General features: G+C 72.4%; 11 protein-coding genes. 5 read left to right on the top strand and 6 right to left on the bottom strand.

Translation table 11 applies throughout. The annotated features are described in order from the left end of the window. The first annotated feature begins 71 nt into the window (after positions 1–71). Both ACF07V_RS03625 and ACF07V_RS03620 read left to right on the top strand, forming a co-directional pair. The gene (locus tag ACF07V_RS03625; RefSeq protein WP_392151201.1) at positions 72–1,388 is read left to right on the top strand and encodes an MFS transporter; all 1,317 of its coding nucleotides are present in this window, start codon (positions 72–74) and stop codon (positions 1,386–1,388) included. A gap of 23 nt (positions 1,389–1,411) precedes the next feature. After that, positions 1,412–1,921: a hypothetical protein gene (locus tag ACF07V_RS03620; protein WP_392151200.1), complete on the top strand. Its 510-nt coding sequence runs from the start codon at positions 1,412–1,414 to the stop codon at positions 1,919–1,921. Here the strand turns inward: ACF07V_RS03620 and ACF07V_RS03615 are convergent. The 6 genes from ACF07V_RS03615 to ACF07V_RS03590 form a co-directional block, all read right to left on the bottom strand. Continuing rightward, positions 1,908–2,492: a flavin reductase family protein gene (locus ACF07V_RS03615; protein ID WP_392151373.1), complete on the bottom strand. Its 585-nt coding sequence runs from the start codon at positions 2,490–2,492 to the stop codon at positions 1,908–1,910. The genes ACF07V_RS03620 and ACF07V_RS03615 overlap by 14 nt on opposite strands. Before the next feature lie 79 nt (positions 2,493–2,571). Then, positions 2,572–2,904: a hypothetical protein gene (locus tag ACF07V_RS03610; RefSeq protein ID WP_392151199.1), complete on the bottom strand. Its 333-nt coding sequence runs from the start codon at positions 2,902–2,904 to the stop codon at positions 2,572–2,574. 108 nt (positions 2,905–3,012) lie between these two features. Continuing rightward, positions 3,013–4,878 (bottom strand): RICIN domain-containing protein, encoded by a 1,866-nt coding sequence (locus ACF07V_RS03605; RefSeq protein ID WP_392151198.1) that lies wholly within the window; start codon positions 4,876–4,878, stop codon positions 3,013–3,015. 355 nt (positions 4,879–5,233) lie between these two features. Next, entirely contained in the window at positions 5,234–6,076 is an 843-nt protein-coding gene (locus ACF07V_RS03600; RefSeq protein ID WP_392151372.1) for an enoyl-CoA hydratase/isomerase family protein, read from the bottom strand. Next, positions 6,067–8,289 carry an acetate--CoA ligase family protein gene (locus ACF07V_RS03595; protein ID WP_392151197.1) on the bottom strand — a complete coding sequence of 741 codons (2,223 nt, stop codon included), beginning with the start codon at positions 8,287–8,289 and terminating at the stop codon, positions 6,067–6,069. The genes ACF07V_RS03600 and ACF07V_RS03595 overlap by 10 nt, the downstream gene beginning before the upstream one ends. A 109-nt stretch (positions 8,290–8,398) precedes the next feature. Continuing rightward, a complete protein-coding gene (locus ACF07V_RS03590) occupies positions 8,399–9,574 on the bottom strand; it encodes a flavin-containing monooxygenase (protein ID WP_392151196.1) in 1,176 nt (391 codons plus the stop codon). Between the two features lie 473 nt (positions 9,575–10,047). Between ACF07V_RS03590 and ACF07V_RS03585 the strand changes: the two genes are divergently transcribed. The 3 genes from ACF07V_RS03585 to ACF07V_RS03575 all read left to right on the top strand — a co-directional run bounded on the left by ACF07V_RS03585 (position 10,048) and on the right by ACF07V_RS03575 (position 12,327). Further along, positions 10,048–10,233, top strand: coding sequence for a hypothetical protein (locus ACF07V_RS03585; protein ID WP_392151195.1), 186 nt, complete (start codon positions 10,048–10,050; stop codon positions 10,231–10,233). Between the two features lie 137 nt (positions 10,234–10,370). Next, the gene (locus ACF07V_RS03580) at positions 10,371–11,534 is read left to right on the top strand and encodes an N-acetylneuraminate synthase family protein (RefSeq protein WP_392151194.1); all 1,164 of its coding nucleotides are present in this window, start codon (positions 10,371–10,373) and stop codon (positions 11,532–11,534) included. Then, positions 11,524–12,327 carry an SDR family oxidoreductase gene (locus tag ACF07V_RS03575; protein WP_392151193.1) on the top strand — a complete coding sequence of 268 codons (804 nt, stop codon included), beginning with the start codon at positions 11,524–11,526 and terminating at the stop codon, positions 12,325–12,327. Before ACF07V_RS03580 ends, ACF07V_RS03575 begins: the two co-directional genes overlap by 11 nt. Positions 12,328–12,370 lie beyond the last annotated feature (43 nt).

Here is a 12,370-nt window from a genome sequence, read left to right as displayed (position 1 = left end):
TCCCGATCCTTTGGAAACTTGTCATTCGGGCCAATGGTGAGGGGGGCGGGCGGGCCGGGATGCTCGATGGCATGGCCCAGACAACCGAGCCCCCAGCCCGTACGCCCGAGACCCGTACGCCCGAGAAGTCACCCCGCCGTCGCGTCCACCGGGCGTGGTTCGTCGCGGCGGTCACCTTCGTCACCATCATCGGCGCCGCGGCCTTCGCCTCCCTGCCGGGCCTGCTGATCGAGCCGCTGCACGAGGAGTTCCACTGGTCGCGGGGCACGATCGGCTTCGCCGTCTCGGTGAACCTCGCCCTGTACGGCCTGACGGCGCCGTTCGCCGCCGCGCTGATGGACCGCTTCGGCATCCGCAGGGTCGTCGCGGTCGCCCTCACGATCATCTCGGCGGGCTCCCTCCTCACCGTCTGGATGACGGCGGCCTGGCAGCTCGTCCTCTACTGGGGCCTCCTCGTCGGCCTCGGCAGCGGCTCCATGGCCCTCGCCTTCGCCGCGACGGTCACGAACCGCTGGTTCGTGGCGCGGCGGGGCCTGGTCACCGGCATCCTCACGGCGGCCGGCGCCTCGGGCCAGCTGATCTTCCTGCCGCTGCTGTCCTGGCTGGTGGAACAGCACGGCTGGCGCCCGGCCGCCGTCACGGTCGCCCTGGCGGCCCTCGCGGTGGTCCCCTTCGTCTGGCTGCTGCTCCGGGACCACCCGGCGGACATCGGTCTCGCCCCGTACGGCGGGGAGTACGCGGCGAAGCCGGCCCCGGTCACGGGCGCGGCGCGGCGCGCGGTCACGGTCCTCCTGCGCGCGGCGCGCACGGGCCCCTTCTGGCTCCTGGCCGGCTCGTTCGCGATCTGCGGAGCGTCGACGAACGGCCTGGTCAAGACGCACTTCGTCCCCGCGGCGCACGACCACGGCATGCCGGTCACGGCGGCGGCGGGCCTCCTGGCGGTGATCGGGGTCTTCGACGTCGTCGGCACGGTCGCGTCGGGCTGGTTCACGGACCGCTTCTCGCCGCGGCGCCTGCTGGCGGTCTACTACGCGCTGAGGGGGGTCTCGCTGCTGTTCCTCCCCATGCTGCTCGCGCCTTCGGTGCACCCGCCGATGCTCTTCTTCATCGTCTTCTACGGCCTGGACTGGGTGGCCACGGTTCCGCCGACGATCGCCCTGTGCCGCGAGCACTACGGCGAGGACTCGGCGATCGTCTTCGGCTGGGTCCTCGCCTCCCACCAGGTCGGCGCGGCGGCCGTCGCCTTCGCGGGCGGTGTGGCCCGCGACGTCTTCGGCACGTACGACGTCGTCTGGTACGCCTCGGGCGCGCTGTGCGCGGCGGCGGCCCTGATGGCCCTGGTCATCAGCCGACCCCGGACGGAGCCGGTGTCCCTCGCGGGAGCATGATGATCCGCAGGGGGTGATCGCCGATGAGCGGTCCTGACGACGGGCGGAGCTTCGCCCGGATGCTGCGGGTCTCGGCCCTGGTGCTGTTGCTGGAGGCGGCCGCGGCGCTGGTGGTGGGCATGGTGCTCGGCGACACCAGGCAGCCGGGCCCGGACGAGGAGTACATGAGCGCGCTGACCTTCCTGGCGCTGCCGTTCCTCGGGGTGCTCGTGCTGGTCGCCGCGGTCGTGGTGTCCCTGGCGTTCGTCCTGCCGACGGTGTGGCTGGGAGAGGGCCTCGGGCGTCGGGTCGGAGGCCGCCCGGGCGGCTGGCAGCTGCTCCTGGCGGGTGTCGCCGCGACCCTCCTGGTGGCGTACGAGGGGATCTGGCCGTGGTGGCCGGCGGTCTGGGGAGCGATGACGGCGGCGGCCCTCATCACGCGTCACGCGCGCCGGGGCTCCTTCGTCACGGTGCTCGTGTGGGGCACGCTCGCCGTCCTGACGGTGTTCATGCTGGGCGGCATCGGTGTCTACACGGGCCTCATCGAGGCCTGAAGGCCCCGAAGCGCCCCCGGTGGAACAGCAGGGGAGACCCGTCCTCCTCCGCCCCCAGGGACTCCACCCGCCCCACCACGATCAGATGGTCGCCGCCCGTGTGCACGGCAGTGATCGCGCAGTCGATCCAGGCGGGCGCGCCCGCCAGGCGCGGGGAGCCCGTGGCGGGGGCCGGGGCCCACTCCACGCCCGCGAACTTGTCGGCGCCGCTCACCGCGAAGGACCGGCACAGTTCGCCCTGTCCCGCCCCGAGGACGTTGACGCAGAACGTCCCGGCCGCCGCGATCCGGGGCCAGGTGGTCGACGTCCGGGCGACCATGAAGGCGACCAGGGGCGGCTCGAGGGAGAGGGAGGCGAAGGACTGGCAGGCGAAGCCCGCCGGCCCGTCCGCGTCGAGGGCCGTCACGATCGTGACGCCGCTGGCGAAGTGCCCGAGGACGCGGCGGAACTCGCCCGCGTCGACGGGCGGCCGCTCGTCCTCCCGTACCGCGCGCAGTACCGGCCGGGGCAGTGGTTCCACGGCCGTCGGCGAACCGGCCGCTCTCAGGTGTCGGACGGCGGTGGCCGCCATCCCCGCGTGTCCCATCACACCGTCCATTGAAGCTGACGGTCCGTCAGATGGGAAGGGTCCGGGGACGACGAGCGGCGACCTACCGCGGCCGGTCGGGAGGGATGCGGCCGGGGGCGTCCCAGGGCAGATGGTCGCCGGGGCGCTGCTTCGGGGTGCGCCGGGCTCTCCAGGCGTTCACGAACAGCTTCTCCTGATCGGAGAGACGGTCGTACGCCCCGGGCGGCACGTCGTCCGCGTACCACGCGGTTCCCGGCAGCTCGGGAGTCTCCCCGCGGGAATCCGCGGGCAGGGCGACCAGAGCCAGTCGCGGCGGCAGCAGCTGGGTGACCGGACCGAGCGCGCGCAGCGCGACGACCACGGTCTCCCAGTCACCGTCCTCGACCAGCACGAGTACCTCGCGCTTCTCGTCCATACCGTCCTGCTCCATCCGGGTGCGGTCGTTGCGGTGTGCCCGTCCGCGGGGCTCGGCGCGGGGCCGGGCCCCGCGGACGGTCGTCACGTACGGCGGGACCGGACGTGGTCAGAGACGCCACCGCTGGTTGTCGCCGCCCCACCAGTCCCACTGGATGAGCTGCGCGCCGTTGTCCAGGGAGATGCCCGAGACGTCGACCACCTTGCCACTGTGCTTCGCCGTCAGCTTGAAGTAGCCGTCCTCGACGGGCTCCACCCGGAACCGCTGGTTGTCGCCGCCCCACCAGTCCCACTGGATGAGCCGGGCGCCGTTGTCCGTCGAGGCGCCCTCGACGTCGAGCACCTTGCCGCTGTGCTTCGCGATGATGCGCACATAGCCGTCACCGACGGGTTCCAGCCGCCAGTTCTGGTTGTCGCCGCCCCAGTAGTCCCACTGGATGACGGCCGCGCCGCTCGTCGTGTCGATGCCGGACACGTCCATCGCCCGGCCGCTGTGCTTGGCGAAGAGCGGCTGGAACTGGAACTGCCAGCGCTGGTTGTCGCCGCCCCAGTAGTCCCACTGGATGAGCCGGGCGCCGTTGTCCTTGGAGATGCCCTCGACGTCGAGCGCCTTGCCGCTGTGCTTCGCGATCAGCACATGGACTCCGTCGGCGATCGTGTCGAAGCGCCAGCGCTGGTTGTCGCCGCCCCACCAGTCCCACTGGATCAAGGGTGCGCCGTTGTCCGGAGAGATGCCGGAGACGTCCAGTACCTTCCCGCTGTGCTGGGCGACCGCCCGGACGTAGCCGTCTCCGACCGCCTCCAGCCGCCAGCGCTGGTTGTTGCCGCCCCAGTAGTCCCACTGGATGACCGGCGCGCCGTTGTCCGGAGAGATGCCCGAGACGTCGAGCGCCTTGCCGCTGTGCCGGGCGAAGAGCGGGGTCACCACCGACCAGCCGAGGTGGCTCGCCGTGTAGTCGCAGAAGCTGAAGTCGTTCTGCTTCATCAGGCAGGCCGACCCGCCGCCCGAGGCGCAGCTGGCACAGTTGCCGTTGTTGACGCCGAAACGGCCCCACCGTCCGCCGCAGTCGCACCCGCTGGCGGCGTACTCGTCCGGGCAGCCGAAGATGTGCCCGGACTCGTGCGCGAAGACCCGGTCGATGTTGTCGGGGCCCCACCCGTCGTTGTTGTAGTCCATCACCACACGGGGTCCGCCGATGCTGGCGTACGCGAAGTGGCCGACGGGGTACTTGGTGAAGAAGCCGCAGTACGTCCACCGGGTGCCCAGCCGGCTCCGGATGGCCTCCACGTAGGACAGGACGCCGTTCCAGTCGGCGCTGTAGCCGAGCGCGCCCATGGCGGGGTCCCGCCAGACGGCCTCGAGGTCGGTCGCCGAGGGGTCGGGCTGGGTCGACAGCGACACGGTCTGGATGTCGTAGCTGAAGCTGACTCCGGCGAGCGGGTTGGCGGCCGCCAGCCACCCGAGCCCGTTCTGGACCTCCGCGACGACCTTCGTCCGCTCGTCGTCGGTGAACTGCAGTGCGGCGGTGGGGCCCTGGACGATGATGATCCCGACCGCGACGCTGCCTTCGAGGTAGGCGCTCGTGGGCGGGGCGAACGACGCCGCCCCGGGATGCGTGGCCGCGGTGGGGGTGGGGACCACGGTGGTGCAGCCGGGCATGTCCCAGCGCTCGCCGGCCCTCGGCCGGTCGGCCTTGGCGGCGATGAAGCCCTCCGACTGCCGCAGGCGGAGGGCCGCGAGCCCGAGCTTCTCGACGTCCTTCAGGCCGTTCCTGGCGTCCTCGAAATCCGACGCCTTCGGTACGGCCGTGGACGCTGCGTGGTCCACGTCGGAGACGATGTTGAGTCGTCCGTACCGGTGGATCGTGCGTCCGGGCGCGTCCTCCCCGTTCTGCTGTCGCGTGGTCGACGGTTGCTCGGACGGCCTCGGTTCGGCCGTCGTCTCCATCACGTAGAGATCGTCATATCGAGCCATGGAAACTCCAGTTGTCGCGCGGGTGCTTCCCGCCGCGAGGCCTGGAGCCTGCTCGTCACGCCGAACCACGCCCACCGGATGCCGCGTTCAGGGAAGCGACCGATACATGTCTCGGCTGAACGCCGAACGTGAGACGGATCCCCGCGCGACTCGACGAGCGCGCACTCTGAGGTGGGACCGTCATGACATGTCCGCTGTCGCTCTTCGAACGGTCCGGGCCGGACGCGGCCGCGGACCGGCGAAGAGGTTTCACTCCCAGAGTGACATCTGTCGGCGGGAGTCGCGACCCGGTACGCACAGTGACGAAAACGGTGAACGTGCCACGCACGGCACACATATGAGGAGACGGCCTCCGCTACCGCCCCTCGTACCGTGCCTCCCGCCGCTCCACGAAGCTCGCCACCCCCTCCTGCGCGTCCCTCGTCGTCATGTTGATCTCCTGGGCCGTCGCCTCCGCCGCGAAGGCGACCGAACGGTCCACGTCGAGCGACGCGTTCACGAGCTGCTTCGTCAGGGCCAGGGCCCGGGTCGGCCCCTGGGCGAGGCGCTCGGCCCAGTCACGGGCCGTCTTCTCCAGCGCCTCGGCGGGTACCACCCGGTTCACCAGGCCCATCCCGAGCGCCTCCGCCGCCGGCACCGCGTCGCCGAAGAACATCAGCTCCTTCGCCCGCTGCGGCCCGACCAGCCGGGGCAGCAGATACGCCCCGCCGCCGTCGGGGACCAGACCCCGTCGTACGAACACCTCGATGAAGCGCGCCGAGTCGGCCGCGAGCACCAGGTCGCAGGCGAACGCCAGGTGCGCCCCGATCCCGGCCGCCGTCCCGTTCACCGCCGCGATCACCGGCTTCTCGCAGTCCAGTACGGCCCCGATGAAGCGCTGCGCGCCGAGGCGGATCATCCGGGCCACGTCCCCCGCCACCCTCCCCCGGCCTTCGGCCGGGGGGACCCCCATCTCGCTTCGCTCGCCGGCGGACGGCGCGCCCCGCAGGTCCGCGCCCGCGCAGAAGCCGCGACCGGTGGCCGTCACCACCACACAGCGCACCTCCGGGTCGGCCGAGGCCTCGGCGAGGAGGGCGATGATCTGTTCACGCTGGTCCCAGGTGACCGCGTTCATGGCCTCCGGGCGGTTGAGGGTGATCCACGAGACACCGTTCTCGACGGTGTGCAGCACATCCGGCACGGGCTCTCCTATCGGCAGACCGCCAGCGCGTCCAGGGCCACCGCCCCCTGCCCGCGCGGCAGCACCATCAGCGGGTTGATGTCCAGTTCGGCGAGGTCGCCGTCGAGTTCGAGGGCCATCCGCTGGACCCGGAGCACGACCTCGACGAGCGCGTCGACATCGGCCGGCGGGGCGCCCCGTACGCCGTCGAGCAGGGCCCGGCCGCGCAGGTCGCCGAGCATCGAGCGGGCCTCGCGCTCCCCGAAGGGCGGGACGCGGACGGCGGTGTCGTTCAGGACCTCCACCAGGACCCCGCCCAGGCCCACCGTGACCGTCGGGCCGAAGAGTGCGTCGTGGGTCACGCCCACCACCATCTCGACCCCGCGCCCGACCATCTGGCAGACGAGGATGCCGTCGAGGTCGATCTCCTCGAAGCGGGCGATGTCGGTGAGCTCGCGGTAGGCGTCCCGTACCTGGCTGGCCGAGGTCAGGCCGACCTTCACCAGGCCCAGTTCCGTCTTGTGCGCGAGCTGGGCGCCGGAGGCCTTCATCACCACCGGGTAGCCGACGAGCCCCGCTGCCCGCACGGCCGCCGCCGCACTCGTCACGAGTTGCTCGCGCGGCACCCGTATCCCGTACGCCCGGAGCAGCTGCTTCGCCGCGTGCTCGCTGAGCCGCCGGCCGGGCCGCATGAGGGCCTGGGCCTTGCGGAGGGACGGGGAGGGGGTGCGGGGGGCCTCGTCGAAGGGGGAGCGGTAGGCGGCGGTGAAGCGGTGGTGGTCGAGGTAGGCCTTCACGGCCCCGATGCAGTTGGAGAACGTACGGAAGGTGGCGACGCGCGAGGAGCCGAGGAGGGTCGTGCGATAGGCGTCCTCCGTCCCGACGGGGGACCCCCAGACCACACACACCAGCTTGTCGCTGGCCTCGGCGGCGTCGACCAGGTCCTGGGCGAGCTTGTCGCTCATCGGGGGGAAGGGCCCGGTGATGGGACAGATCAGCACCCCCACCGACGGGTCGGCGAGGATCGCGTCGATGATCTTCCGGCCGCGCCAGTCGCCGACCGGGTGTCCGCCGTTGTCGACGGGGTTGGCGACGTTCAGGTACTCCGGGATCCACTGGTGGAGTTCGTCCTGCTTGGTCTGGTGGAGGGTGGGGAGTTCGAGTCCCGCCGCCGTGGCCAGGTCGGCGAAGTGGGCCCCCGTACCGCCGGAGATGGAGTAGACGACGACGCCGTCGGCGAGCGGCCGTCGCGCGCGGGCGAGGAGGGCCGAGGTGTCCTGGAGCTGGTCGAGCCCGTCGACCCGGATCACCCCGTACTGCCGCATCGCCGCGTCGACGACGCGGTCGGCGCCGGTGAGCTTGCCGGTGTGGGAGGCGGCGGTCCTGGCCCCGGTCTCGGTCCGCCCCACCTTCACGGCGACCACGGGCACGCCCTGCCGCGCGGCCCGGTCCGCGGCGAGGAGGAAGGACCGTCCGTCCTTCAGCCCCTCCACGTAGCAGGCGATGGCCCCGACCTCGGGCCGTCCGGCGAAGTACGAGAGGAAGTCGGCGGTCTCCAGGTCGGCCTCGTTGCCGGTGGGCGCCCAGTGGGAGAGGCGGACGCCGAGCTCCTGGAGGGTGAAGACGGGCCGCCCCTGGTGGCCGGACTGGGTGATGAGGGCGACGGCGGGGCCTTCGAGGTCCTCGCGGAAGCGCTCGAAGGCGTTGAGGTTGGTGTTGGGGCCGAGGAGCCGGAGCCCGGAGCGGCGCACGGCGGCGGCGAGGCGTTCCTGCGCGGCGGCGCCGGCCTCCCCGGTCTCGGCGAAGCCGGAGGCGAAGGCGACGGCGAACCGCACCTTGGTCTCGGCGAGTTCCTCGATGACGGGCAGCGGGTCGGCGACCAGGAGGACGGCGAGGTCGACGGGTTCGGTGAGCGCGCCGACGGACGGTACGCAGTCGATCCCGAACACGCTCGTACGGGCCGGGTGCACGGGGACCAGCCGGGCGCCGACCCGCTCGGCCCAGGCGAGCAGCTGTCGGGTGATGCCGGTGTTGGGCCGCCCCTCGGCGTCGGAGGCGCCGATCACCGCGACGGACTCGGGCCGGAAGAACCGGTCGAGGTCGGGCACGGGCAGGTGCAGCGGCCGCCCGCTGACGTCCACGTCGCCGGCGACGGCGGTGACGCCGTGCACGGCACCCCCGGGCGTCTCTCCGCAGGCGACCACGCGGGCGCGGAGATCGGTGGTGAAGGTGCCGTGAGTCGATCCAAGCATGTGTGTCGCCCGCCCTTCACCCATCCGTATACACCTGACGCTCAGTCAGATTACAGAACTGACGCCCAGTCAGGAATGGGTGTGCCGAAGGTAGTGCGACCCGTGCAGGTCAACCGTCCTGATGCGCCCCTCGCCTCGCCGCCGCCCGCGCGATCCGCCGCGCGATCCGCTCCGCGTCCAGCGCCAGCTCCCGGAACATCCCGCTGATCGGGTTCGTGAAGCCCGTGAAGTACAGGCCGGGCGTCTCGCGCGGGCTCCGGGCCCCGTGCGTCACCGGCAGCCCCCGGCCGTCGAGCACGTCCAGGTGGCCGAGGAGCGGTTCCAGGGCGCGGCGGTAGCCGGTCGCCGCGATCACCGTGTCCGGGGTGATCCGGCTGCCGTCCGCGAGGATCACCTCGCCGTCCTCGAAGGCCTCCACGGCGGCGACGATCTCGACCTTCCCGGCCCGTACGGCGTCGATCAGGCCGACGTCCTGGACCGGGATCGCGCCCTCCCGCTGCCGGGTGGCGAGGCCCTTGTCGGGTCGGGGCAGTCCGTACGCCGTGAGGTCCGGCACGGCGAACCGCGAGGACAGCGCGCCCAGCCGGTCGACCAGCGCCACCGGCAGCCGCCGCACCAGGATGCCGTTGCGCTGGGCGGGCCAGCCGAGGGTCGTGCGGCGCACGATGTGCGGGACCGTCCGCACCGCGAGCCGCACCCGGGCCGCGCCGCCGCCGGCGAGGTCGGCGGCTATCTCGGCGCCGGTGTTGCCGATCCCCACGACGAGGACGTCCTTCCCGGCGTACGGCTCCGGGTTGCGGTAGGTCCGGGCGTGGCTCAGCTCGCCCCCGTACGTGTCGCGGCCGGGCCACTCGGGCAGGTGCGGGGTGTGGTTGTACCCGGTGGCCACCACGACCGCGCGCCCGGTGAGCCGGCGCCCGCCGGTGGCGTGCAGGACCCAGTCCGCGCCCGCCCGCTCGACGCGGTGGACCTCGACCCCGGTCACGACCTCCAGCTCGTGCTTCTCCGCGTACGTCTCCAGGTACCGGACGACGTCCGCGCGGGCGACCCAGCGGCCGAAGGAGCGGGGGATCTTCAGGCCCGGGAGCGCGGAGAGCCGCCGGGTGGTGTGCAGGCGCAGCCGGTCGTAGTGCGCGCGCCAGGAGGCTCCGACGGCGTCGGACTTCTCCAGGACGACGACCCGGACGCCCCGCGCGCGCAGGGCGGCGGCGACGGCGAGCCCGCCGGGTCCGCCGCCGATGACGTACACGGGGTGGACGGGAGGTGCGGGGGGTGTGAGGGACATGACTGCTGAGCGTAATGACGTGTACACGCAGTGGGTCTCGGACGAGAGGGGATTTCGGTTGCGAATCGGTCACGCGCGCACGGGTGTTGCGTGCGCGGGGGCCGCACCCCGGGGCCGCATCCCGGGGCCGCATCCCGGGGCCGCATCCCGGGGCCGCACCCCGGGCGGCTCGGTGGTCACACCCCCGAGCGGCCCCGTGGCCGCGCCCGGGCGCCTCGGTGCCCCCTGGGCGGCCCCTCGCCCGCGCCCGCGAACGGCCCCGCGCCCGCGCTTCGTTGTCGTGGGGCGCGGCCCGGCGGCTCGGACGTCCCGCTATGTCCAGGTTCGCGGCTATCTCCTTGTTGCCAGGTCAAATGAGGACACCGGCCGCGCGCCCCGCACCCGCACCCTCGGCTGCCAAGGTTGGGTCATCGCCCCGGCGAGAGCCCGGGGTCACCGAAGGGGGAGACGTGAAGGCACTTCGTTCCAGAGCAATGACCACCCTGGCGGGTTCTGTACTCGCCGGCGCAATCCTGGCGGCCGGTTCGGCGCTCGCCGTCGACGCGACCGGCTCGCCCGCCGCGGTGGCGCACCTGGAGGCTTCCACCACCCCCCGGGATCCGGGCTGGGACAGCATGCCCATCGATCCGGGCTGGGACAGCGCGACCGCCAAGGCCTGACCTCTCCGGCGCCCCGCGCGCCAGGCCGTAGCCCTCCGTGACGCCGTACGGCGGCGGGGGGCCACGGCCGCCCATCGGTGCCCTTTTTGTAATGGAATGTCCGCCCCCAATTGACCGTCAAGGGATGGTGCCCAACCATGCGTGAATTCCAGATAGCCGGCCGCCGTGTCGGTGACGACACCGGCTCCTACGTCATCGCCGAGATCGGCCACAACCACGGTGGCAGCCTGGAGAAGGCCGAAGAGCTGTTCCGCGCGGCCGCCGCGGCCGGCGCCCACGCGGCCAAGCTGCAGAAGCGGGACAACAAGTCCCTGTTCACCAAGGCCATGTACGACCAGCCGTACACCGGCCGCAACAGCTACGGCCCCACCTACGGCACGCACCGCGAGGCCCTGGAGTTCGGCCGCGCCGAGTACGTCCACCTCGCCAAGGTGGCCGCCGAGGTCGGCATCGACTTCTTCTCCACCGCCTTCGACCGCCCGAGCGTCGACTTCCTCGTCGAGCTGGACCTCCCCGCCATCAAGATCGCGTCCGCGGACGTGACGAACACCCCGCTCCTCGAGTACGCCGCCAAGACCGGCAAGCCGCTGATCGTCAGCACCGGTGGCGCCACCATGGACGAGGTGCGCCGCGCGGTGGAGACCATCCTCCCCCTGAACCCGCAGCTCGCCCTGCTGCAGTGCACCGCCGTCTACCCGGCCGCGCCCGGCGACCTCAACCTCTCCGTCATCGAGACCTTCCGCCGCGAGTTCCCGGACGTCGTGATCGGCTTCTCCGGCCACGACCTCGGCCCGGAGGCCGCCTTCCTGGCCCACGCCGTCGGTGCGCGCGTCGTCGAGAAGCACTTCACGATGGACCGCACCCTCCCCGGCACCGACCACCAGTTCTCCCTCGACCCGGTGCAGCTCGCCGAGCTCGTCACCGGCCTGGAGCGCACCCGTGAGTCGCTGGGTTCCCCGGTCAAGCAGTGCAGCGCCACCGAGGCGCCGGCCGTCCGCAAGATGGGCAAGAAGATCGTCGCGGCCCGTGACCTGCCCGTCGGCCACGTGCTGACGGAGGACGATCTCGCGTACCGCTCGCCGGGCGACGGCATGAAGCCGTACCTCTCCGGTCTCGTGGTGGGCCGCGCCCTGCTGATGCCGCTGCGCGCCGACGACACCGTCCGCATCCAGGACCTGGCGGACGCGGCCGACTTCCGCCCGCTGGACGAGATCCCCACGGCGGACCCGCTCCCCGCGGCGGCCGGTACGCCCGGACAGGAGGCGCCGGCCCTGGCGACGGAGGGAGTCGTTGTCCACTGACCTGCGCGGTGAGGTGGCCGTCGTCACCGGTGCCGCGGGCAAGCTGGGCCGGCTGTGGAGCCAGACCCTGCTGGCCGCGGGGGCGCACGTGGTCGGCCTGGACCTCGACGAGACGCCGCCGAAGGACGTGCAGGAGGTCGCGGACCGGGAAGGCAGCGGGGACTACGCCGCCGTCTGGGCGGACGTGACCCACCGGCCGTCGCTGGAACAGTCCCTGCGGTGGTGCCAGGAGCGGTTCGGCACGCCCACCATCCTGATCAACAACGCCGGCATCGACCAGCCGCCCTCCTCCCGGGTGGGCAACTTCCTCTTCGAGGACGTCCCCGAAGAGCTGTCGGCCATGACCCTCGACGTCAACGCCCTCGGTGCGCTGCGCGTCTGCCAGGTCTTCGGCTCGGTGATGGCGGCCCAGGGCCACGGCGCCATCGTCAACATCGGTTCGCTGTACGGAAACGTCGCACCGTTTCCGCCGCTCTACGACCACCTGGCCGGCGACCCGCCGTTCCTCAAGCCGCCCGCGTACGGCATGTCCAAGGCCGGAATCGGCGCGCTGAGCCGCTACCTCGCGGCCCTGTGGGGTCCGCGCGGGGTCCGGGTGAACACCCTTTCCCCCGGCGGTGTGCTGGGCGACCAGGACCCGCAGTTCCGGGCGAAGTTCACCGACCGCGTACCGATGGGCCGGATGGCGCAGCCCGAGGACCTCTCCGGTCCCCTGCTCTTCCTCGTCTCGGCCCAGAGCAGCTACGTCACCGGCCAGGAACTGCTCGTCGACGGCGGCTACACCTGCTGGTGATCCCCGGCCGCGAAGTCCCGGTGGCCCTCCTCCTACGGAGTCA

The organism is Streptomyces sp. NPDC015661, from assembly GCF_043077765.1.
Lineage (GTDB): Bacteria > Actinomycetota > Actinomycetes > Streptomycetales > Streptomycetaceae > Streptomyces.
Note: the sequence above shows the minus strand (reverse complement) of the source record. Positions and strands in the feature narration are given on the sequence as shown.